General features: G+C 57.9%; 23 protein-coding genes. 3 read left to right on the forward strand and 20 right to left on the reverse strand.

Features of this window, described 5'->3' with window-relative positions; translation table 11 throughout:
* Window positions 1-2: 2 nt before the first annotated feature.
* From G7047_RS19470 to G7047_RS19540, 15 genes are all read right to left on the reverse strand, one after another.
* Window positions 3-803: an ABC transporter permease gene (locus G7047_RS19470; RefSeq protein ID WP_166309139.1), complete on the reverse strand. Its 801-nt coding sequence runs from the start codon at window positions 801-803 to the stop codon at window positions 3-5.
* A 235-nt stretch (window positions 804-1,038) separates the two neighbouring features.
* A complete protein-coding gene (locus G7047_RS19475) occupies window positions 1,039-1,938 on the reverse strand; it encodes a peptidylprolyl isomerase (RefSeq protein WP_166309142.1) in 900 nt (299 codons plus the stop codon).
* Between the two features lie 265 nt (window positions 1,939-2,203).
* On the reverse strand, window positions 2,204-3,757 hold the full coding sequence (locus G7047_RS19480; RefSeq protein ID WP_166309144.1) for a cell surface protein: 1,554 nt from the start codon (window positions 3,755-3,757) through the stop codon (window positions 2,204-2,206).
* 209 nt (window positions 3,758-3,966) lie between these two features.
* On the reverse strand, window positions 3,967-4,428 hold the full coding sequence (locus G7047_RS19485) for a hypothetical protein (protein ID WP_166309147.1): 462 nt from the start codon (window positions 4,426-4,428) through the stop codon (window positions 3,967-3,969).
* Window positions 4,429-4,470: 42 nt separating this feature from the next.
* Window positions 4,471-6,906, reverse strand: a complete 2,436-nt coding sequence (gene gspD, locus G7047_RS19490) for a type II secretion system secretin GspD (protein WP_166309150.1) — start codon at window positions 6,904-6,906, stop codon at window positions 4,471-4,473.
* Window positions 6,907-6,920: 14 nt separating this feature from the next.
* Window positions 6,921-7,595: a hypothetical protein gene (locus G7047_RS19495; protein WP_166309153.1), complete on the reverse strand. Its 675-nt coding sequence runs from the start codon at window positions 7,593-7,595 to the stop codon at window positions 6,921-6,923.
* The gene (gene gspM, locus G7047_RS19500) at window positions 7,592-8,146 is read right to left on the reverse strand and encodes a type II secretion system protein GspM (RefSeq protein WP_166309156.1); all 555 of its coding nucleotides are present in this window, start codon (window positions 8,144-8,146) and stop codon (window positions 7,592-7,594) included. Before gspM ends, G7047_RS19495 begins: the two co-directional genes overlap by 4 nt.
* On the reverse strand, window positions 8,143-9,483 hold the full coding sequence (locus G7047_RS19505; protein WP_166309159.1) for a PilN domain-containing protein: 1,341 nt from the start codon (window positions 9,481-9,483) through the stop codon (window positions 8,143-8,145). Before G7047_RS19505 ends, gspM begins: the two co-directional genes overlap by 4 nt.
* Window positions 9,484-9,493: 10 nt before the next feature.
* The gene (locus G7047_RS19510; RefSeq protein WP_166309162.1) at window positions 9,494-10,369 is read right to left on the reverse strand and encodes a general secretion pathway protein GspK; all 876 of its coding nucleotides are present in this window, start codon (window positions 10,367-10,369) and stop codon (window positions 9,494-9,496) included.
* On the reverse strand, window positions 10,366-11,079 hold the full coding sequence (locus G7047_RS19515; RefSeq protein ID WP_166309164.1) for a prepilin-type N-terminal cleavage/methylation domain-containing protein: 714 nt from the start codon (window positions 11,077-11,079) through the stop codon (window positions 10,366-10,368). The genes G7047_RS19510 and G7047_RS19515 overlap by 4 nt, the downstream gene beginning before the upstream one ends.
* The gene (locus tag G7047_RS19520; protein WP_240939193.1) at window positions 11,076-11,495 is read right to left on the reverse strand and encodes a prepilin-type N-terminal cleavage/methylation domain-containing protein; all 420 of its coding nucleotides are present in this window, start codon (window positions 11,493-11,495) and stop codon (window positions 11,076-11,078) included. The genes G7047_RS19515 and G7047_RS19520 overlap by 4 nt, the downstream gene beginning before the upstream one ends.
* Complete coding sequence (locus tag G7047_RS19525; protein WP_166309167.1) at window positions 11,492-11,938, reverse strand: GspH/FimT family pseudopilin; 447 nt, start codon at window positions 11,936-11,938, stop codon at window positions 11,492-11,494. The genes G7047_RS19520 and G7047_RS19525 overlap by 4 nt, the downstream gene beginning before the upstream one ends.
* Window positions 11,939-11,964: 26 nt before the next feature.
* A complete protein-coding gene (gspG, locus tag G7047_RS19530) occupies window positions 11,965-12,393 on the reverse strand; it encodes a type II secretion system major pseudopilin GspG (RefSeq protein ID WP_166309170.1) in 429 nt (142 codons plus the stop codon).
* 30 nt (window positions 12,394-12,423) lie between these two features.
* Window positions 12,424-13,662 carry a type II secretion system F family protein gene (locus G7047_RS19535; protein WP_166309173.1) on the reverse strand — a complete coding sequence of 413 codons (1,239 nt, stop codon included), beginning with the start codon at window positions 13,660-13,662 and terminating at the stop codon, window positions 12,424-12,426.
* Window positions 13,655-15,385 (reverse strand): GspE/PulE family protein, encoded by a 1,731-nt coding sequence (locus tag G7047_RS19540; protein ID WP_166309176.1) that lies wholly within the window; start codon window positions 15,383-15,385, stop codon window positions 13,655-13,657. Before G7047_RS19540 ends, G7047_RS19535 begins: the two co-directional genes overlap by 8 nt.
* A gap of 177 nt (window positions 15,386-15,562) precedes the next feature.
* On the opposite strand from G7047_RS19540, the gene G7047_RS19545 reads away from it, so the two are divergent.
* Entirely contained in the window at window positions 15,563-17,359 is a 1,797-nt protein-coding gene (locus tag G7047_RS19545) for a beta-galactosidase (RefSeq protein WP_166309179.1), read from the forward strand.
* A 35-nt stretch (window positions 17,360-17,394) separates the two neighbouring features.
* Here the strand turns inward: G7047_RS19545 and rfbC are convergent, their stop codons facing one another.
* From rfbC to rfbB, 4 genes are read right to left on the reverse strand one after another with little or no spacing between them, the layout of a single operon-like run.
* Window positions 17,395-17,940, reverse strand: coding sequence for a dTDP-4-dehydrorhamnose 3,5-epimerase (rfbC, locus tag G7047_RS19550; protein WP_166309182.1), 546 nt, complete (start codon window positions 17,938-17,940; stop codon window positions 17,395-17,397).
* Window positions 17,941-17,961: 21 nt separating this feature from the next.
* A complete protein-coding gene (gene rfbA / locus G7047_RS19555; protein WP_166309185.1) occupies window positions 17,962-18,861 on the reverse strand; it encodes a glucose-1-phosphate thymidylyltransferase RfbA in 900 nt (299 codons plus the stop codon).
* A gap of 36 nt (window positions 18,862-18,897) precedes the next feature.
* A complete protein-coding gene (rfbD, locus tag G7047_RS19560) occupies window positions 18,898-19,788 on the reverse strand; it encodes a dTDP-4-dehydrorhamnose reductase (protein ID WP_166309188.1) in 891 nt (296 codons plus the stop codon).
* Window positions 19,785-20,861, reverse strand: a complete 1,077-nt coding sequence (rfbB, locus tag G7047_RS19565) for a dTDP-glucose 4,6-dehydratase (protein WP_166309191.1) — start codon at window positions 20,859-20,861, stop codon at window positions 19,785-19,787. The genes rfbD and rfbB overlap by 4 nt, the downstream gene beginning before the upstream one ends.
* 148 nt (window positions 20,862-21,009) lie before the next feature.
* On the opposite strand from rfbB, the gene G7047_RS19570 reads away from it, so the two are divergent.
* Both G7047_RS19570 and G7047_RS19575 read left to right on the forward strand, forming a co-directional pair.
* Window positions 21,010-21,519, forward strand: a complete 510-nt coding sequence (locus tag G7047_RS19570; RefSeq protein WP_166309194.1) for a phasin family protein — start codon at window positions 21,010-21,012, stop codon at window positions 21,517-21,519.
* 119 nt (window positions 21,520-21,638) lie between these two features.
* A complete protein-coding gene (locus G7047_RS19575; RefSeq protein WP_166309197.1) occupies window positions 21,639-22,325 on the forward strand; it encodes a TetR/AcrR family transcriptional regulator in 687 nt (228 codons plus the stop codon).
* Window positions 22,326-22,340: 15 nt separating this feature from the next.
* Here the strand turns inward: G7047_RS19575 and G7047_RS19580 are convergent, their stop codons facing one another.
* Entirely contained in the window at window positions 22,341-23,114 is a 774-nt protein-coding gene (locus G7047_RS19580; protein ID WP_166309200.1) for a type III pantothenate kinase, read from the reverse strand.
* Window positions 23,115-23,249 lie beyond the last annotated feature (135 nt).

The following is a 23,249-nucleotide window of genomic DNA, read 5'->3' on the forward strand; positions in this document are numbered from 1 at the left end:
GTTCATAGCCAATCCACCAACTGATCATGGCTGCGACGCACCGCCACCGACAACAGCAACGCCGCACCAGCGATCCACAGCACCAGCGCCAGCCAGACATTCCATGCGGGCCACGCGCCCTGCAGCAGAATCGTCTGCCAACCGGAAACCACAGGCGTCATCGGATTGATCCACAGCACCCAGCGCCATGCCGCCGGGAACATCGTCATCGGAAACAGCACGGGAGACATGAAGATGCCGATCTGCAGCGCAAAGCCCACGATCTGCACCGTGTCCCGCAGCGCCGCCGCCATGATGGCAAACAGATAGGCCAGCAGAAAGCTCATTACCACCTGCAGCAGCAGCAACGGAACCACCGCGATCACTGGCAGCGCAAAGTGATGCACCGGCGCATAGGCCAGCGTCAACAGAAGCAGCATAGGCCCGAACACCACCGCGCTGGCCAGCACCGTGCGCGCCGGAAAAATGATCGGCGGCAGCGCATTCTTCTGCAACAGCCCCCCCGCATCCAGCAGACTCGAGGTGCCGCGCCCAAATGCATCACAAAAAGCCATCCAGGCCAGCGAGCCGACGATCAGATAGGTGCCCACCCGGCTCGTAGGAGCGTGTTCGCCCAGACGCATGGCGAAGACGACATCGAACACAAGGTAATAGGCCGCAATGGTCAGCAACGGCTGGATATACGCCCAGAGCACGCCCACGGCGGAGCCTTGGTAACGGGCGACGACCTCGCGCCGCGTTAGTACCGCCACCAGATTGCGCAGACGCCAGAGCTGCGCTAGTTCGGACAGAAATGTTCCCATGCAAATGATGAATCGCAGGGTGATTTGAATTTAGTCAAAAAGAACAGAAACAACAACGCGAGAGGCTTGCCGACAAACAAACCTGCTTGCGCTAGAACCGTTTCTGAGCAAAGTACTTCGCACACACAAGCGTACGTGCCGGTTGGGCAGCGCACGAATGGTACCAGCGATTGTGGCGAGTCCGGGACTCCGGACTCGATCACTCGCACCGTGTCACGAGCTCAGATTTGTATGGCTACTTCTTGGCTGGAGCTGCAACAGCAGGCTTCTCAGCGCCCATGGCCTTGAGTGCATCCTCATGGATCTTTGCATCCTTGATCAGGCCTTTGTTTTTTTCCAGGCGCTTATCGGACAGAATCTTGGTCATAGCATCTGCCTTCAACTTATCCGAAACTTCTTCAAAGGCGAGTGTGCGAACAGATCGCTTGTCAGCAAACTGGATGATGTGCCAACCAAATTGGGTCTTGACCAGATCACTCAGCGGCTTGTCCTTGGAAAGGCCTGCCACCGTCTTGTCGAACTCAGGAACAAATCGCCCTGCTGGGCTGTAACCCAAATCCCCACCTTTTTCGGCGCTGGACTTATCGTCGGAATTCTCTTTTGCCAATTTGGCAAAATCAGCACCGCCCTTGATTTCCGCGAGCAGCTTCTCCGCCTTGGCCTTCGAGTCAGAAGTGTCGCCGGCGATCAGAATATGACTCACCTTGGTTTCGCCCGGCACCTCGAACGCCTTGGGATTCGAACGGTAATAGTCACGGGCATACGCTTCAACAGCCTTTGCATCGGGTGTATGTGAAGCATCAAACTGTTCCATGCGCACCGTGGAAAGCACTCGCTCCTTGGTGATCTGTACCTGAGCCTTCACTTCGGCCATATTCGCAAGACCATTCTTCTCGGCCTCTTGGGCGAGCAGGCGCCTTGCCGCCAAAGTTGTGGCGATTTGTTTCAATGTCGCTGGATTGTCAAGCGCACGCTCTCGAGCGCTAGGAGGAGCCAGTGCAAGTTCTGCACGTACATCCTGGTCTGTCACCTTGACCGTTCCAACTTCCAGCACCACGACAGGCTGAGCAGCCAGCACGCTGGTGACAACGCAAAGACCGAGAACGGCCACACCCAATTGACGAGACATTTTCATAACGATCGGAAAGTCCTAAATTCACGAAACAAACTACTTGCAGCCTGATGAAGCAACACATCAGGGCATATGTCTATGAAAGACCTGCGCAATGCAATGCGCCACAAGATTGAGCTAACTGCTTTTCGAGCACCCCGTTGCGCCAGGCAACCATATGGAGACACAGGCATAGAAGGAACTCAATGTCATATTTCGTAGAGATAAAAAAAGGCGGGGAGTTCCCCGCCTTTTTACTTACGCATCGCTGCGTTCAGTCCAAAACAAATTAAGGACGAACGAAACGGTGACCCCAGTTCACGCCGAAGTTACCAGCAGTACCGGCAGCCACGGATGGGTTGTAAGCGCTAACATATGCTTGGCCCAAGATTGGCAGACCAGCAGAAGTTGCACCGGGGGTGTTCAGCTGAGCCCAGCCGTTCGTGAAGCCAGTGTCCATGTCCTTCAGGGCCACAGAAGCTGCCAGCACTGCGGATTGTGCCGCGCCTGCGTTGTTGAAGCTCAGGACGGATGTTTCACCGCAGAACAGCGTAGGAGCAGTAGGTGTACCGGGAGAAATCACCACGTCGTCAGGAGACGCTGGGGAGTTTTCTTCACGGTCCCAAGCTGTGTAGCTCACGTTCAACACGCAGACAGCATCACCGTTCATGGTGGTGTTGGTTTCGGCGAAGTGCTTGTTCACAGCTGGGTTGTACACGGCAGCTGGAGTAGCAGCAGAGTAATCCACGGCAACGGCGTAACGACGTGTGGGCATGGAGAACACCCAGTCAGTTTCAGCCTTGATGTCGGGCTCGGTCCAGTACTCGTTGATCACGGCACGGGTAGTGATCGCGTCAGCCAGCTTCACAGCTTGGTCAGCAGGCCAAGTAGCAGCAGCGTTGGTGTTCAGCGTGTAAGGTGTAGACATGTCAGGCAGGTCATACATCGCAGGCTTCACGTAAACCTTAGCAGCAGCGTTTGCACCAAACAGCGCATCAGCAGAGTAAGTTGTAGGATTAGCCACGTTCACGTTGGTCTGAGGGAAGTACACGATGTTGCCGGTAGCCAGAGCTGCGGGAACAACGTTGCTGTCCACAGCTTCGATAGCTGTAGCTGTACCGCTCCACGACAGTGCCTTAGGCACGTTCATGATGGTCCAGTTAGCTGCCAGACCGGTCGTGGGGTTAGCCATGCCGATTGCAGGAGCTTCGTAAGCAGCTTCGTTTGCCAGATCCGTATTGATGGCGGTCCAAGCAGTGTTGGTGCTATCGTTTGCGCACTTGGCAATGCTGTTAGCGTGCTTGATCAGCGGGTACAGACCGGTAGTCGACTTTGGAATGTCAGCCATGTTGAAGATTTCAACATAGCCTTCACGGGTACCGTTGGCACGCTCTTCAGCCGTCACCTTCGAGTTCAGACGCGAAGTGATGAATGGAGTGCTGTTCAGCGTAGCCTTGGCTGGCTTCGTGCAGGTGTTGTCTTCGGTCGTCAGGTACGACAGGCCGTCGGCATTCTTGCTGACGTTGGCAGTCCACACGTCGCCAGGCGACAGGAAGACCTGGAAGTCAAAAATGTCGTCAGAGTTGCGAGCGCCGCGGAAGCGAACCTTCACAGCCTTGCCGTTCACGGTGTCGGTGTTGATCAGCGACAGCAGCATGGCATTGCCATCTTGCGTGCTGAAGTAAGGCACGAGCAGCATGTGACCAGTGCCGGTGTTACCGAACTGCAGGTCGTTAGCAGTTGCTGGTGTAGCACTGTTGCCAATCTGTTGGATGGCGTGCGCGCTACCAGCAAAGCCCACCACAGCGGTGGCGATGCTCAGAGCGAGAACATTCTTCTTCATAGAAACTCCAGTTGAAAAGTTGTTTGGCGCAACTAAGGTAGAGGTTGATTACGCCTTTTAATCCTAGCATAGCAGGGAGGCAGATTGCCTAGAGAATTCACCCCGCCGATGACAGTATGTTGGTTGGGTGCAACAATTACAGGTACTCGATACTCGTTTCCTCCATCAGTCACGCCAATTCAACCTGCAATAGGGCAACGTACGTGGACTCAAAGCTTCTCGAATATCCACCATTGCCCGCCCTCCAATAGCCATGTTTCGTCAATGTACGTGACGACTTGTTTCGGAAAATTCTGACGGAACATTGCGGCGGCAGTTGCAGCCAACCGAATCTGGACGTCGCACTTGTCAGCCGTTGAACAAGTGACCTTGACGGCCTCTCCCTCCAGAACCCTCACGTCCTTGCCACGTCGCTCCACAAACTTCTCTGGAGGCACCGTAGCGCGAAACCCAGGGGTATTGTATTGATAGGCGGCGTTCTGGTCACCTTTTATCAACGCCGCCCAACGTGCGTTTGCCCGGGCCTTGACCGCAGCTTCCGGGTTTGCTCCACCCATGCTGGCACAGCCAGCCAACAATGCGACAGCTACACCCAGCCCCGCGAGCTTAGATACCAATGCGCCGCGCCCACCTTTTAGAGAACGATTTGGAGCGTGCCCAGCCTTCATCATTTAGTTACTCCTTGATACACAATGCACTTAAAATTTACCAACTTATTGCGGCTGCGGTGCCGAGATTGGAGCGGCTGTCTTAGGCTTGACCTTCTCACGGTCAAAAGCCTCCACATCTCGCAACCCCTTCATCCGGTCGCGAAGCTCATCAGAGACTTCGCGGATATCGATGTCCGTGCGTACGACTCGCGGAGAGATGACGACCAGCAACTCAGTGCGCTTGGTGTCCTTCGTATGCTCGCCAAACAAAGCGCCAAGCACAGGAACTCTGGAGAGCAAGGGAACGCCCGTCTTCCCTGCTTGTTCCGAATCTTTGATCAGACCGCCGAGCACGATCGCATCCCCAGAACGGACAGCCACCTTGCTGCTGATCTGCCGCTGCATAAATGCGTACTGCTTAGTATCGGCATCTTGAGCCCCCAAATCCGTCAGCATTTGGTCGATCTGCATTGTGACCAAGTTGCCAGCATTGACCGATGGTGTAACCACCAAGCTGACACCTGTGTCCTTGTACTGAATGGTTGACGTAGTTGTCGCTGTCGTTGAATTAGGAATGTAGGTTGTTGACGTCTGCACTGGTTGCTGATCGCCAACGGAGATGGTCGCCGTGTGATTGTCCAGAACCATCAAGCTAGGGCTTGATACCACTTTCAGATTGGTGATCTTCGACAATGCAGTCAACGCCGCTCGCACTCGTCCATAGGGATTCAAAACAGAATAACTGAACCCTCCAGCCAGCGGACCAGTCTGCGGCGCTCCACCGACATAGCCAATCCCAGAGCTATCCACCTTGCTGCCATTCGCCGATTGATCAGTGAATGCCCACTTCAAACCATAATTCAAGGTATCGTTCAGTGTCACTTCAATGATCGAGGCCTCGATCAGCACTTGCGTTGGAGGGATATCAAGACGCTTGAGCGTAGCCTCAATCCGCTCATACTCAGCTCGCGTTGCCCAAATCAACACGGAGTTGTTCAACTCGTCGGCCACAACACGGATCGAACCAAAGCTGGCCGTCACGGAGATGGACGGACGATTCGAATTGGCGGTATTGCTCTGTCGAAGACTGGTCAACCCCCCGGAGCCGATCCCGGAGCCTGCAGATTGCCCAAATGCGTTGCCTCCTGCATAGCCTCCTCCGTATCCACCCATGGTGTTTCCGCCATAGGCATTGTTGTATCCACCCATAGAGCTGTTGAAGGCATTGTTATTGAACGCATTGTTCGACCCAGTCACACCTGCCACTCCGCCTTGCCCAGGCGCGACGCCCGTCGCACCCGTGGCTCCCTGAGCGTTGCCGCTCTGAAACGGATTCTGCATTCCGCTGAAAATTCCGCTCAAGACGGTTGCCAAGTGCCGCGAGTTCACGTTCTGTACCTGATAAATGAACAGTTGCGGCTCTGCACCGTTGTCACTCGGTTTGTCGAGCTTCTCGATCCAGCGGCGGGCCTCTTCAAGATAGGCGGCTCGCGGGGTCACCACCAGAATGCTGTTAATGCGCGCGATCGGCAGCACCCGGAGTGCGCCATACAACGGGAAATTCTCACTCAAGGCCACCGCCGGCGCGCTGGCGGCCGCAGCTCCGGCGGCACCTCCTGCCCCCCCCGGAATGGCTTGAGCAGAGCCCGCTGGTCGCGCCGCGCCTCCCGACGCACCGCCGCCGCCAGCAGCCGCACTGCTGTTCAGCAGTTGCAGCGCGGACTCCACCTCCTTGACAGACGCATATTTGAGCGGGAAGACGCCGACCGACATGCCCTTGAGCATGTTCACATCGAAGGTCTTGACCATGTCCATCCAGCCCTCGGCTTGATTGCGCGTGCCGACCATAACCAGCATGTTGCGCAGTGTGTCCACGCGTACGATCGCTTCACCCTGCACCATCGGCTTCAGAATGGCCGCCATTTCCGTGGCCCCAATGAACTCCAAAGGAATGATGACCACACCATAGCCGGGGGGGAGAGGCCCCTTGTTGCCAGCCACGCGGATGTTCGAGACCACGCCCTTGAGCGAGTCCAGCTTGCCCACGTGATAAACGCCGCGCGAGTCGCGTCCCATGGCAAGTCCGTTGACCTGCAGCGCGCTCTCAAGCAGCGACAGTGCATCGTCAGGGGAGATAGGACCACGCGTAGCCAGCGTCACGCTTCCCGTGATCGGCTGATGCAGGACATAGTCGACCTTGAGCACCTCTCGCATAAACACGGTGACCACGTCCTGGATGGGCGCGTCTTCGAATTTGTAACCGCTAGGCGACCCTTCCACCGGCGTGTACGCAGGTGGCATGTTGATGAGCTTGTCGTCACCACGCATGATTCGCGGCTCGAAATCCGGGACCACCTTAGATTTATCGTCACCCGTCGATTCTGCTGAGGCGGCTTTGCCATCCTGTGCTCGCGCGGCAGGATCAATGGCATTTTGAGCCTGCAGGCTACCCGTCAAGGCAAGCAGAAGCCCCGTAGCAATCAGTTGACGCGATTTCATTGAATTCACTCTATTCATTTGGTAACGGGACGTGCCCCAGCTCTGGCACGAATTTCATTGCGACGACGCAGGCGTTCACGCTGGGCCTCTTCCATCGCTTGACGACGTTGTTCTGCAGTTGCATCCAAGGGGATCTGTCCTGACACTGGCGCCTCAGCCCCTGGCGGCGCGCCGGGAACCGGGGCCTTGGGTACCGGAGCTGGCTTGGCAGCCACAAGCACCAGCTTGCGCGTTTCACCGCCATTTTCAAAAACGGCTTCACGATCTTCGATGGACTTGAAGGTCCATGCGCCCAACTTGTCATTGATGGAGACCATGCGAACCTTCCCATCCACTTTGGCCAGCATGCCGGAAGGCGAGTCCTCGCCTCCGTAAAGACCAAAGACATGAATGCCAGCAAACGGGTCTGGTGGAGGCGCCTTCTTTTCCTCCTCCTTGGGAGGAGGAGGTGGCGGACGGCGATTTGGCGAGAAAAGAGGGCGCTCCAGCGTCTCCACAAATAACGCCACGTCGACTTTAGACGCTGATGCAGGCAACGGATCGGCAAATTGCAGATCCGGCATCACCGCTTGCGGAGGAGTCCATATCGTGTTGCGCAAGGTTCCATCAGGCTTGATCCACAGCGCTGCCAGCCCCAGCGTAAGCAACAGGATCAGAATGCCGAGAATGCGTGTTGCGGACAATGTCATGCAGGTTTGCGGTGCAACACCGAGAGTTTAAGTTCCGTTCCGAGACGCTGCGGCTTGTCCGCACGCTGTAACCCGACCACCTGAATATTGATGCCATCCACCAAGATGACCGGCGTCAGACTTGGCAAAACCGCCAATGCGGCCTGCAAATGGATCAGTTCACCTTCGGCACGAACCGACAACGTGATCCGTTCAAAGCCCTGCTCCATCTTCGCGGGAAGCACCTGGCTGCTAACCACAGTCAAGCCTGCGGTGCTGAGAATCGAGCGCACACGCTGCTGGGCATCATTGCCCGCCTGTGTCGCATCCACTTCACTCGGATAGACGAACGTTGACATCCGCTGCTCCATCTGAGCAATTTTTTCGTCCATCTTTTCGGAACTGGCCTGCAACCCCAGAAGTCTTGCAAATCGCGGCTCCAGTCGGCTAAGCTGGTCCTGTCCATCTGTATATCTTGTGGAGACATAGGTACCCAACGCAAACAACGGTAGCAGGCAAACGATCACCGTCACAGCAAGAATGCCCCAATCACGACGTGACAGCGGATTCATCGTGACCCTCCAATCGATTCAGTCGGCTCAACCCGATTGCCGGCATTGACCGGCGCGGTAACTGAGACTGGTGCCTTGGCCGTGGACGCCAAGACTGGAGCTGTTGAGGCTGTCACTGCCGCGACAGGAGTTGGCGCCGATGCCACTGATGCTGGAGCAGATGCCGGGAGCACCGTAGCCGAAGCTGCTGATGCAGGCGCAGATGCAGCAGAGGCAGGAGCCAATGCAGCCGCCGTAGCAGCGTCAGCCACCGACACCCCAAAATCATCCGTCAGCTGAAATTCGATCTGAAAGGTTTCTTTGACCATCCCAGGTTGCCTAACTGCAGCCGAGAGTGCACGAACCTCCTTGACTTCAGACAGCCCTCCGAGCTTCTGCATCAGCGAAGCAGAATCACTCGCCTGCCCAGCAATCATCACCTTGCGTCCCTCAATCTGCAGCCGCTGCAACACCGTGTCATCGGGCAATGCCTTGGTAAGCGCTTGCACTACATGCAAAGTATCAAGACGATGACCAATGATGTTTGCCAGTGCCTTGACCTGATCATCGATTTTCAATAAGCCCTCACGCTTGCCAACTTGCGGGCCTGCTTGTTTGTCGAGCGCTGCATAGGCGATATTGGCCTGTATGCCCCTCGCTCGCAATTGCAGATACGGGGTGATCGCCATCGCAATGCACAAAGCCAGAACAATGCAAGCCATCGATGCAACAATGGCCCAGTATCGCTGGCCGCTGCGTGCACGGCGTGTTTCGCCAAACCCCGGCAAAAGCATGGCCGCATCGTCACACCGAGGCAACAATGCCCAGACTTCCGGCTCCGCCCCGGATCCCGCCACTCCAGTCCTCGAAGCCAAATGCTGTATGACCCGTTCTCGCGCGGCAAGCGCCATGTCCACAGCCACCAAGTCCGGCGACGATGTGGACACATTCCTATTGATTGCATATCCCCAGAGCAGACTCGACGATGCGAATGGATTGCTGTTGAGCGCCTCAAGCAACAGTGCCTGCTGCATCTTGTCGGGATCAAGCAACGGCATTACCAGTCGCTTACGCAACAACAGACTCTCGGGAATCAGTCGTGCTTCGAAAGCGCCGTCGGATTGCTTCGTTGTATTGTGAGCGTCGCGTGTCTTCAGCCGAAATCCGCGAGTGCGAGCATCCGGCTCCCAAAGCGATCGGCCCTGAGCATCGTCGGCCGTCACCTGAATTTCAACGCGCGGAGCCAGCCACGACCACGCAGGAGTACGCATCAACTTGGCCCACGGGGCTTTCAAGTCGTGCCATAGGTTCCTTAGGTCGAGGCCAAACAGCGTCAGATCATCGCTCGCAATGGGCATGCTTCAAGTTCTATGGTTTTGGCAAGGGCGCTTGCTCTACTTGGGAATCGGCGTAAAAAACCTGCCATGGTAACCCGTCAGGTGATGAATTGGTAATCTGGTATCGACGAATGACCATGATGGCGCCGCCATCAGGAAGCGGCACTCGAGCGCTCATCTCCACGGATCTGGATGAGGCCGCCCCACCAATCCATGCACCGTTCAGTTGACTGGTGTCCGCGCCAACATTATCTCCACCGCGAGCTTGCATGAAGGCCGCGACAGCAGCCTCATTACCGCCAGCAACAATATTGAGCACATTGGGGGGGGCTGCTTGTACATTGATCTGTCCACTACCGCCAGAGTCAGTCGTGATCAACGGGGCAATGCGGGCATAAATGGCGTAGTCCATACCGGGCAGTCGCATCAAATCCTCAGGCGCCTCGAATCCAGGAGGTTTTCCTGACGGACCTGGCGTGGTGCGCGCCAGCAGGATCGCATTGGCAAATGCTCCTGCAGCACCTGCATCCACACCTGCACCCATTTGAAACAAGGCTTGAAGCAACTCGAGGGGAGCCCTATTGATATTGATGTATCCATTCATAGGTGTCATGCGGACCATCACATCTCTGCCAGCATAGGATACAGGGGCCTCCACCAGCTTCTCAGGGCGTTTTCCACTGGCAACCAAGGACTGCAGCGCCAACTGCATTGCCCCCTCAGCCACAGCCTTTGCGGCAACCGTTTGACGGGCAAACGATGCTATCTTGAGTTCCGACTTGACCGATAGCATGATGCCGGTCACAAGAACACTCAAAGAAGCCACCAACCAAAGTACGGCTATGAGTGCAAAACCACCCTCCATCTTTCCATCGATAGAGGATCTGAAACGCGGCAATGAACTCATTGCGAGCCCCCGATCACCTCATCGTCACCATCTGCTCCATTGCGGCGAGATACGGGCAATGGCCACAGCGGAACTACCCACTGAAGAGGAGCTCTCGCCTCGCGCTGAAGATCGATCACTACACGTGCAGGAAGAAAATCCGGGTGACTCCACTCTGCCTCCCATTCATTGCTGGCATCCATGTTGGAAGGCCGAGAGTTCTCGTATTGCAGCGAAATACCAGCCACCCCCAGCATCAGCACTTGTGAAGCAGCAGACCCCCAGTCTGGGAAACCTGGCTGATCCTCCCAAGGAACATAGCGCAGCACCAAGGCCGATGAATTGCCTGCAGATTCGACGCCCAAGTGAAAGAAGCACCGACCACCCGCGCCATACCGAGCTGGCAGCACTCCAATCCATGAGACTTGAGTCGATGCCCCTTGAAACTGCAGGGGTGGCCCGCCAGGCCCGATCGAGCCGACCTTTGGCAGTTGGGTGCTATCCAGATTCATGCCAGTCAAAGGGCGCGCAGAGATTCGTCCCAGCGTGTCACGAACGAAACGCTCTGCCAGGCGATCATCATCCTGCATGGCAAAGTTGGCATCGACACGCTCACTGCTCTGACCTGCAGTACGCATGGCCGAAACGAGCGCGATCATGATGATGGACAGAAGCACCATCACCACAAGCATCTCAAGCAGCGTAAACCCGCCAGCGCGCTGCGTCCTCATGCTCCAGGTTTCCTCGGGCCACGCTCAGGCCGCAGTGTCTGAAGTACCAATTCCTTGGATTCTCCACGTTCCACCCACCTGACTGCAACCTGAACCTCATGCAACTTCGGGGCCTGAGGATTGCCGCCGCTACCCGAATCAAATGGCTGCGATTGGAGCGCCCAGGTAATTTCGCCCACATTCCCAGACTCAGCCACCCCTGCAGCTGGAATACCATCAACGCGACTCAGCGTTGATTCAGCGACTGAAGTGGCCTGTTGGCGCAGGTCCAGATCGCCTACTGCACGCACACTTGAGCCAGTGGCCCGGTAAAGAACACCCAGAGATAGGGCCATGATGGCAAATGCCACCAACAGCTCAAGCAATGAAAAACCGCGCTCGACTTGACCGCGACGAGACAAGATACGACGGCTCATTTTTGTACCGGCTCCTGTTCGACGCGGCCCGAAAACCAGTCAACACGCAGACGCACTCCATCGCCGGTATGGCGCAATACATCGACACTTCCACCACTCGCGCCACCCGAGGGCAGGAAACGGATGCCGAAATGCGAGTCCTTGGCCTCACTGTCCGCCACAATGGCACGCAGCTCAATGGTGTCAGGAATGGGCCGCGATTGACCACCCTCCACTCCATACTGCTTGCTTTCAAGATTCACCATGAACACGGATTCGCGTCCGCTGAGCACCGCCTGCTGACGCGCGGCGCGCATGCCTGTGACGACCCCGCGGACCACGTCGCGGTAGTCCATGGAGGTCTTCATTTTGTCGTACGCGGAAGGCACCACCGACATGACCAGCGCGAGGATGGCAAACACCACCATCAGCTCGATCAATGTGAATCCGCGCTCCCGCACCACGACAAAACTACGCCTACTTCTAGGAATTACTTGGAATTGCGAAGGTCGGCATTTTCACCCTCGCCGCCGGGAGCACCATCAGCACCCAGCGACAGGATCTCAATGCCACCGTTCGGACCTGGATTGGCATAGCGGAATGGATGACCCCAAGCGTCGGTAGGTACGTCATCGCCCTTGAGGTAAGGACCCGCCCATCCATTGCTGCTGCCGGGACGCTTCATCAGCGAGCCCAAGCCCTCATCAGCAGTCGGGTAACGGCCCACGTCGAGCTTGTAGATTTCAAGCGCCTTGTCGATGTCGGCAATCTGTACGGCCGTCGTTTTCGACTTGGCTCCACCCAACTGGTTCAGAACCCTGGGGCCAACCAAACCGGCCAGCATGGTCAGAATCGCCAACACCACCAGCAATTCGATGAGGGTGAAGCCCACTTGGGCTTTTTTACGAGTGTTGTTCATGGTTTGATTCATATAAAACAAAACAGTTGATCACGCAGCGAGATCGTTGACGGACAGGATACCCAACAATATTGATACGATGATCGAGGCAATCAGGATGCCCAGCACCAGAATCAGCACGGGCTCCACCAAAGTCAGGGTACGTTTGATACCCACCTCCACCTCACGGTTCAAAATATTTGCCAATTCCAGCGTCATGGGTCCGATACGCCCGGTTTCTTCACCCACGCGCAGCAGATTGATGGCCAGTGGCTCGAAGACACCCGTGCCAATGGCGGCATCCGCCACTTTTCCGCCTTCCTTCACCTTCGGCCCCATGGTTTCCAAGGGTTTTCTCAGCAACAGGTTGGTTACCGTCTGAGTCGAAATATGCAAAGCCGTCAGCAACGGAACGCCGTTGCCCAGTAGGGTTCCGAGTGAGCGCGAGAACAACGTCATCTCATACTTCTTCGACAACGTGCCAATAAGCGGCATGCGCAGAACCACGCTTTGCCACCATTGGCGACCACCCGGTGTCTTGAGCCATTTCAGAAGCATCCACACCACCAGCGCCGCCACAATGACGATAAACCAACCATAGTGCTGGAATACCTTGCCGATATTCATCACGATCCGTGTAGGCATGGGCAACGCATCGCCCATGTCATTGAAAAGCTTTTCAAACTGGGGCACGACAAAACCCAGCATGGCCACAAGCGACAATACTGCCACGCCTAACAGAATTGCAGGATAGATCGCTGCCGAAATCACACTTTCGCGCAAGGACCGGATGCGCTCCATGTGCTCAACGAGTCGCGCCATCACGGACGCCATCTGTCCACTGATCTCGCCCGAACGGATCATGTTCACATAGAAGTCGCTGAACAAGTGCGGGTGACCTGACAAAGCTTTACTCAAAGGAGTGCCGCTCTTCACCTTGTCCAGGATGTCGACCAAAAGCGATGTGACCGTGGGCTTGTAGCTCATGTCGATGAGCACGCGTAGCGCGTTATCCAAGGCAAGTCCAGCCTTCAACATGATGGCCAGCTCCGACGTTAGCGACAACACATCGGCCGCATTGACCTTGGCCTTGGGGTTGCCTTTTTTCCGAAGTGCCATCACTCCACCGGCACCCGAACCGGCTTTTCCTCCACCGGACTCACGCACTTCCAGTGGTGTCAGTCCTTGGTCACGCAAACGCTTGAGCACCTGCGCAGCGCTCCCGGCATTCATACTGCCCTTGTTGACTTTGCCATTGGCAGCGGCGGCACTCCAATCGAAATCAGGCATCGCTCTGGTCCTGAGTTACACGAGCGAGCTCATCGAGACTGGTCGCGCCAGCAAGTACCTTGCGCAGGCCATCCTCATGCAGACCGAGCATGCCGTCGCGCGCAGCGATCGTGTTGATTTCCACGGCGTCCTTGCCCTGCAAAATGGCCGAGCGAATCTTCTCGTCGAGCACCAGCAACTCATGGATCCCAGTACGACCACGGAAACCGGTCTGACGACATTGCCCACATCCCACCGGCTTGTAGACGGAAGTGCCCAGCTCGCAGAAACGCGACAGGCCCGAGGTTTTCCATTCACTTTCGCTCGGCACATAGGGGGCTTTGCACTCATTGCACAGAGTACGCACCAAGCGTTGCGCCAGAATACCGTTGACAGAAGAGGTAATCAGGTAGCCTTCGACACCCATGTCCTTCAGACGGATGATGGCGCCTGCAGCCGTGTTCGTATGCAGCGTGGAAAGCACCAAGTGACCAGTCAACGCGGACTGCACGGCGATCTGTGCGGTTTCGCCGTCACGCATTTCCCCGATCATGATGATGTCCGGATCCTGTCGCAGGATCGAGCGCAGCGCATTCGCGAAGGTCAGATTGATCTGCGAGTGCACCTGAATCTGGTTGATGCCCTCGAGTTGGTACTCAACCGGATCTTCAACCGTGATGATCTTCTGCGTCTCAGCATCGAGTTTGGCCAACGCTGCATACAGTGTGGTGGTCTTGCCGGAACCGGTAGGACCTGTCACCAACAAAATGCCATGCGGACGCGCCAGCAACCCATTGAATCGCTCCAGCGTGTCCGTTGCGAAACCCATGTCGACCAGACTGAACCGAACACTCGCTCGATCCAGCACCCGCATCACGATACTTTCACCGTGCACAGTGGGAACCGTAGAGACACGCAAATCAAGCTCGCGACCCTTTACACGGGTCTTGATACGCCCGTCCTGCGGCAGGCGACGCTCGGCAATGTCCAGGTGCGCCAGAAGTTTGACGCGCGAGCCCACGGCCGCGCTGTGCTTGGGCGGCACGATTTCCGACGAGTGGATCACCCCGTCAACGCGGTAGCGCACATGCATGCCGTCGTCGAAAGGCTCCAAGTGGATGTCGGACGCACGCATGTCGATCACGCGACCGACAATGGCATTAACCAAACGAATGACCGGCGCCTCGCTGGCTAGATCCTTCAGGTGTTCGACGAAGTCACCCGAATCGCCATCCAGCGCACCAAACTCGTCCCCGTCGACCGCATCCTGCTGCGGTTGAGTCAGCGCGCGCTCGATGTCCGACACATTGCCGATGAATGGACGGACCTCAAGGCCCGACACCATCTGCAACGCCTTGAGCACAAAATCGTCCTGTGGCACCGCCATCGCCACATCCATGTGATCGTCCTCGACGCGCAAGGGAAATACATTGTGGCTGATGAGAAAATCCGACAGCAATCCTTCGACCTCTGGCATCAGCGTGGGGAATTCATCTGCCGTGACGAAAGGCACATCCAGTTGCTTGGACAGCGCCTGACTGATGTCGAGCTCGGAGACCACGCCGAGTTGCACCAGCACCTTCCCGAGCATGCCACCCATCTCGTGCTGGGCATTGAGCGCCCGCTCCAGATCGCGATGGTTGATCTTGCCCGCCTGCAACAGCAACTCGCCCAGACGCAAGCGCGCCGGCTGAGTCGGCTCAACAAGTATGGGTTCCGCAGTGTCGACTGGTTGTGTCATCATAGAAAGTTGCTTGTTCCCTCGCCAGTGACATCGCTTCGATGCTGCTGGCGGCATAACCCGCCATCATACCGGTCAAGCCTTTGACCGTCAGATCTAGATTCGCTCCAAGAACTCATGCCACTCGCACTGTTACGCAAATACCAAAAAAGGGGAAATTGGGGAGCTACGCTCGTCTCATTGGCGTTGTACGCCACTTCTGCGCAGGGTCAGATCGCACCGGACGGGTTGCTGCCGCGCGCACCCCTCTACGTCACCCCTCTCGTGTCTGGGGTGCTGCTGTGCAACGCCGGCAACCGCATCTCCGAGCTGAAGACTCTGGAGCAGATTCAGGACTGGTGCGTCAAAAACAACGCTACCGACGACCTCGCCGTCAAGATACTGCTGGACGAGCTAGAGCCCGGAGGCCCTGCGGGCAAAGTACAGTTGGGCTACACGCTTCTGGTCCCGCTGCTTGAATTGTTTGAGCAGCAGGACGGCCGGTGGAAGGTCAGCGCCACCAAGGCCAAACGCTATCTGGACGTGATCGCCACCATCCGTCGCCCGGTGGTCGTGTACCTGATGGGCGATCACTACGACAGCAGCTCCCGACTCTCCCAGGAGCTCGCCCTGGACCCTCGCAATCTGCTGGCCTACGCCACGGGTCCGGTGCCGACCAGTCGCTACATCGGACACGGCATCATTCCGTTCACGCTGCGCAGCGACCCGGACATTCCCGTCAACCAGTACCGCTTCGAGGCACTACGCCACATGGCCAAGCAGATCAGCGGGTTGGACGCATCGGTGCGATCGCAGATCATCGCCGTGACGCTCGCCGGGGAACTGCACCACATGTATCCAGGCTTCGAGGATGGCGTGGGCGAGTACGACAACATCCGAGTCACTGATTACAGCGCTGAGTCGCAGGCCGAATTCAAAGATTGGCTCAAAGACAAGTATGGGACGGTCGAGCGGTTGAATCAGCAATTGGGCAGCCAGTTCACCGCCATCTCCGACATTGAAGCTCCGTCACTGGACATCCGAAAATCTCCGCTGCGATCGTTTTCCCAGCACTACGACGCCTATGCTGCAGGCACGCTGCCAATTTTCGGCTGGCTCTGGGATCCGAAACAAAAGATCCAGAAACTGGACCTATACATTGATGGCGCATACCACGGCCCCGTCTCGCGAGATCTGGGGCGCATGGATGTGTATCGCGCCAAGAAGGACGTGACGACGCCCAATACCGGCTTTCGCAGCAACCTCACGTTCCGCGACATGACTAAAGGCAAACACATCGCGCAGATCGTCGCCACCTCGGGCCGCAAACGCTATCTTCTGGGGGAACGTGAGTTCGTCATCGTTCCGCCTGACCAATCGTCCACGGCCGATGCACTCCCCCCCAAGCGACTCGCCGCACTGCCCGAAGCCAGTGATCTCGAGGGCGTGGAGTATTGGCTGGATCGGCCCAAGCAACTGCAGGACGTTTACTACAACCCGCTTGCACGGGATTGGGACGCGTTCCGGGCATTCCAGGTGAACACCCTGCTCAACCGTTTCTACCGCATCGCTCGCTCCGAAGGCATTCCGGCAGAACTGCTCTATTCACACCAGATCGTTTCGGAATCCAATGGCGCGTGGAACCCCGTGCTGTTTGCGTCGGACAGCTCCGTATCCAACACCACCCCCTGGCGCACCGGAATCAACCAATACGGGGCCAGCCCCTATGCGTTCGAGTACCTGAAGAAAAAAAACATCCGTGCCTATGGCGTACCCGAATTCAATCCACTGCGGGGAGCCAATCCCGACGCAGCCCGGAAAGCATTCGTGCAGCACTATCAGGCAGGGGCCAAATTCGTGAGCCCCTTCTTCCTGTCCGTAGTGCCAGCACGACTGAGGGCACCGGATGACAAGCGCCACTTCGACATCGCGCCGGACAATCCCAACGATGGTGCCGACACGCTGCACTCTGCGCTGGAGTGGTTTGTGCGCAAATAGTCAGACAAAGGCTTCACGTGCGAAGCCGCCGCCATTCAGTCGAACACTTCCGCGTTCTTGAAAGCCATGCCCAACGCATCCTTGGTCGAGAGGCTCGGTGTGCCGTCAAAACGCCAGTCGACCGCAATGTCCGGATCATTCCACGCGATGCAGCGCTCGTGCGCTGGCGCGTAGTAGTCGGTGGTCTTGTAGAGAAAATCAGCGGTCTCGCTGAGCACCACGAAGCCATGCGCAAAGCCCGGCGGCACCCAGAGCTGGTGCTGGTTTTCTTCGGTGAGCTCCGCGCCCACCCATTGACCGAAGGTCGGTGAGCGTCGGCGGATGTCCACCGCCACGTCGAACACGCTGCCACGCGCCACGCGCACCAGCTTGCCCTGCGGCTGCTGGATCTGGTAATGCAGGCCGCGCAGCACGCCCTTGGTGCTGCGGCTGTGGTTGTCCTGCACGAAATCATAGTTCGTGCCGGTGGCTTCGTCGAAGGCGTTCTGGTTGAAGCTCTCGAAGAAGAAGCCGCGCGCGTCGCCGAACACCTTGGGCTCAATCAGCACGACCTCGGGGATGGCCAGACGGGTTGCTTTCATTCTTTCACTCACTCCATCGGTTCAATAAATCTTGTCACGCAGCACGCGCAACAGGTATTGGCCGTAGCCACTCTTGGTCAGCGGCTTGGCGAGACGTTCGAGCTGTTCGGAGTCGATCCATTGGTGGCGCCACGCGAGCTCTTCCGGGCAAGCGATCTTGAGGCCTTGGCGATGCTCGAGCGTAGAGATGAACTGCCCCGCTTCGAGCAGGCTTTCATGCGTGCCGGTATCGAGCCACGCATAGCCGCGCCCCATGATTTCGACGTGCAACTGGCTCCTCTCGAGGTACAGGCGGTTCAGGTCGGTGATCTCGAGTTCGCCGCGCGGCGAAGGCTTGAGGCTCTTGGCCAGTTCCACGACCTGCTCGTCGTAGAAATAGAGACCGGTGACCGCGTAGTTCGACTTCGGCTCGGCGGGCTTCTCTTCGAGCGAGAGCACTTTGCCGGATTTGTCGAACTCCGCCACACCATAGCGCTCGGGGTCCTGCACGTGGTAGGCAAACACGCTGGCACCGCCATTACGTTCGCGCGCGCTGCCCAGCAGTTCGTGAAAATCGTGGCCGTAGAAGATGTTGTCGCCCAGCACCAGCGCGCTTGGGCTGCCGTCGAGAAATTTCTCGCCGATCAGAAATGCCTGTGCCAGACCATCGGGGCTGGGCTGCACCGCATATTCGAGACGAATGCCCCACTGGCTGCCGTCGCCGAGCAGTTGCTCGAAACGCGGTGTGTCCTGCGGCGTGCTGATGATCAGGATGTCGCGGATACCCGCAAGCATCAGCGTGCTCAACGGGTAATAGATCATGGGCTTGTCGTAGACCGGCAGCAGCTGCTTGCTGATGGCGAGCGTAGCCGGGTGCAGGCGCGTGCCCGAACCGCCCGCAAGGATGATGCCCTTGCGTGAGGTTGGATTCGTGGTCGTCATGTGGTTCTCTTTTCTCGCAGGGATGGTCGCGGAATCTCAGAGGATTTCCGTGAGCATGCGTTGAACGCCATGCTGCCAGTGTGGCAGCGTGAGGCCGAAAGTGTCTTGCAGCTTCGCGGTGTTCAGGCGCGAATTGTTCGGGCGCTTGGCAGGGGTCGGGAAGGCCGATGTAGCAACCGGCGCGATCTCTGTCGCCTTGATCTTCAGATCGGGCTTGATCTTCTGGGCCTGCTCGATCACAAATCGGGCGTAGTCGAACCAGGAGGTCACGCCACCGGCCACGCAGTGATAGAGGCCCGCATCTTCGGGTCTGCTCTGCAAATGACGGATCGCGTGGGCGGTCACGTCGGCCAGCAGATCGGCACCTGTAGGTGCGCCAAACTGGTCATTGATCACCGTGAGGCGGTCGCGCTCTTGAGCCAGGCGCAGCATGGTCTTGGCGAAGTTGCCGCCGCGCGCTGCGTAGACCCAGCTCGTGCGCAGAATGATGTGCTTGGCGCCGCTCGCCCGGATCAGTTCCTCGCCCTCGAGCTTGGTGCCGCCGTATACCGACAGCGGCCCAGTCGCGTCGGACTCCGCCCAGGCCTCGTCGCCCGAACCGTCAAAGACATAGTCCGTGCTGTAGTGCACGAGCCATGCGCCCAGTTTAGCGGCCTCTGCGGCAATCAGGCCCGGTGTCGTCGCGTTGAGCTTGCGGGCGAAGTCGGGCTCGCTCTCAGCCTTGTCGACCGCCGTGTGCGCGGCCGCGTTGACGATCACGTCGGGACGCAGTGCGCGCACCGTGGCGGCCACGCCTTCAGGATTCGAAAAATCGCCACAGTGCTCGGTGCTGTCGAAGTCGAGCGCGGTGAGCTGCCCCAGCACGCTCAGGCTGCGCTGCAGTTCCCAGCCGACCTGGCCGCCCTTGCCCAGCAGAAGAATGTTCATGCCGACGCCTTGTCCTGCGCTTGGTACTGCTGAGAGATCCAGTCGCGGTAAGAGCCGGTCTGCACGGCCACCACCCATTCGGTGTTTTCCAGATACCACTGCACGGTCTTGCGGATGCCGGTTTCGAAGGTTTCCGCAGGCTTCCATCCCAGCTCGCGCTCGAGCTTGCGTGCGTCGATCGCGTAGCGGCGATCATGGCCGGGACGGTCGGTGACGTAGGTGATCTGCTCGCGATAGCTTTGACCGTCCGCACGTGGGCGCAGCTCGTCGAGCAGGCCGCAGACCAGATTCACGATCTCGATGTTGGGCTTCTCATTCCAGCCGCCGACGTTGTAGGTCTCGCCGAGCTGCCCGCCTTCAAGCACCCGGCGGATGGCGCTGCAGTGGTCGCGCACATAGAGCCAGTCGCGGATCTGCATGCCGTCGCCATAGACCGGCAGCGGCTTGCCCGCGAGCGCGTTCACGATCATCAGCGGGATCAGTTTTTCGGGGAAATGGTAGGGGCCGTAGTTGTTGCTGCAGTTCGTCGTGAGCACCGGTAGGCCGTAGGTGTGGTGCCAAGCGCGCACCAGATGGTCGCTCGCCGCCTTGCTCGCCGAATACGGGCTGTTGGGCTCGTAGTTGTGGTCTTCGGTGAAGGCAGGATCAGTGGGCTTGAGCGAGCCATAGACCTCATCGGTCGAGACATGCAGAAAACGAAAGGCCTGCTTGTCGACGGCTGGCAGACTTGCCCAGTGGTGACGCACGGCTTCGAGCAGGCGGAAAGTGCCAACCACATTGGTCTGGATGAAGTCTTCCGGACCGTGGATCGAGCGGTCCACATGCGACTCGGCCGCAAAGTTCACGACGGCGCGCGGCTGGTGCTCCTTGAGCAGGCGCTCGATCAGCGCCGCGTCCCCGATATCGCCCTGAACAAAGTGATGGCGCGCATCGCCCTTGAGTGCCTGCAGGTTCTGCAGATTGCCCGCGTAGGTGAGCTTGTCGACGTTGACCACGGGCTCGTCGTTGACGGCCAGCCAGTCCAGCACGAAATTGGCGCCAATGAAACCTGCGCCGCCAGTTACCAGAATCATGGAGATGTGCCCTGATCGAAAAATTTGTCTTAACCGTCAATTATCCCACCCATCGTCCGACACACGTTTCTGTCTCAAAAGTCATAGACTTCGGGAATCCGGCCTGATCAAGGTCAATCTATTCGCCCGTGCTCAAAAAGGAGCCACCATGAGCAGCAAATCGTCGTCTGGAGACAAGGGAGGCCGCGCCATTCCAGAGCAACTTCAACAGCTCCAGCAGCTTCCCCACCTCGCCAAGGAATCGGCAGAGCAGATCTGGCTGGCGGGACTCGGCGCCTTCTCCAAGGCCCAGCAGGAAGGCGGCAAGGTGTTCAATGTGCTGGTGCAAGATGGCTTGGCGCTGCAAAAGCAGGCTCAGGCGATGGCGCAGGAGCAGTTGCAGGCGGCCAGCAGCCGCTTCGAAGGGCTGACCAGCAAGATGAGCGAACGCGCCGCCGAACCGCTCGACAAGCTGGAGTCGCTATTCGAGCACCGGGTAGCCAAGGCGCTACTGCGCATGGGCATTCCCAGCGCGCAGGATCTCGAGGCATTGCACGCGCAAATCGAAGCACTCTCCAGAGAGCTGGAAGAGACCCGTGCTCAGTTGCGCTCAGTCCATGGTGCGGAACAAGGCGACGCGGCGCCTGCACGCAAAAGTACCCGCAAATCGGGCAGTTAGAAATCCTACCCCGAGCTGACAACCCCTCGTCTCATTGATTACCCACTGTCCATAGCGACCTCGACGAGTTAGAGTCATCTCTCAATAAGACACAATAGTAAGAGGGCAAGGAGACAGGCATGGCGACCAAAAAGGCTCCGCGCCGAACCGCCGAGCGTATTTTGCTGAGCAGTCTGGCGCTGTTCAATCGGTTTGGGGAACCGGGCGTGTCTACCAATGCCATCTCGGCCGATCTGAACATCAGTCCTGGCAATCTCTACTATCACTTCCCCGCCAAGGACGATCTGATCAACGCACTGTGCGAACAATACGAACAGGCTCTCATGCCCATTCTGCAAGCCTCGGAAGGCGTTTCCAATGTCGAGGATGCTTGGTTCTTCATGCATTCGGTGCTGGAGGCGAACTGGCAGTACCGCTTCATCTACCGCAACCTCAACGAGCTGCTGTCACGCAATCGTCAGCTCGAGACACGGGTGAGGTTGACTCTGGACGAACTCACACAAAGTCTGTTGCGCCTGCTGAACGCCATGCAGCGCAGCGGAGCGCTGATCGCGCCGCCCATCGGCTGGGGTACCGTCGCCAGAAGCATGGTGCTGCTGCTGGTGTTCTGGCTGAGCTATGAATACGCGCTCGACCCGCGCAATGCGCTCGAAGAGGAGAATGCCCAGAACGCCGCCATGCGCAATGCTGCGCATGTACTGGGTCTGCTGGCTCCCTATGCTGCGCCGGATCAACAGGCGCATCTGCAGCGGTTGATCGATGCCTACACACCAGAGGACCTCGCGCCAGAGCCTGCGGCAGTCTGATTCAAAGAATCCCGATCAATAGATTGCAGCCGCTCGACGCGCGGCGATCTCCAGCAGACCATCAAAAATCAGCTGTTCGACCAACTCGAATGGCCGCGTCATGCTCGGCGCCATCTTCCAGCCCGCACCTCCGGTCATCATGCAGGCAGGCGCCATGCCGCAATGCTCCTTCAGATGCTGGTACATACGCTCAACCGCACCGGCGATGGCATAGGTGCCGCCACTCGTGAGCGCGTCGCTGGTGTTTGACGGGAAAGGCCGCACCTCGCCAGTCGGAACATGCAGCCCCGCCGTACCGGTTTCCAGCGCGCGCAGCATGATGCCGTGGCCCGGAAGGATCAGCCCGCCGAGGAACTTGCCATCAGTGTCGATCGCCTCCACAGTCACAGCTGTGCCCACCATCACTAACACCAAAGGCCGGGCCGTCCCCTGCGACAGCAGACGGTGTCGCGCACCGATCATCGCAACCCAACGGTCGGCGCCGAGGCGCGAGGGATGATCGTAGCCATTGGTGAGCCCCGCTTCTGCGGATGACGGAACCACCCACTGCGGCGTCACATCCCAGAGCTCCATCTGCTCGGCCACGCGGCGCTTGACCGCATCGCCCGCCACCACGCAGCCCAGCATGCGCTCAGGAACAGGAAGCGTCGCCCACGGCCCCTCTGCCAGGCGGTCTATATGGTCCAGAAATTCGGCCCCGTGCGCCAGAAGCTGGGCGCCGGGCTGAGGTGCATCGAACAACGCCCACTTGAGTCGGGTGTTGCCCACATCGATGGCCAGAAATGTCATGCGAGCGATTATCGTGAGTTTTCGAGATTTAACACTTGTTCCTCGAAACCACAGTGCAGAATGTCACCCTTGCCTAGCACATATGGCAAACATAGGGTAAATCTCTGACATAGACTGTCATATCCAGCCCTTAAA

The sequence above is a fragment of the Diaphorobacter sp. HDW4A genome (assembly GCF_011305995.1).
Taxonomy (GTDB): Bacteria; Pseudomonadota; Gammaproteobacteria; order Burkholderiales; family Burkholderiaceae_C; genus Diaphorobacter_A.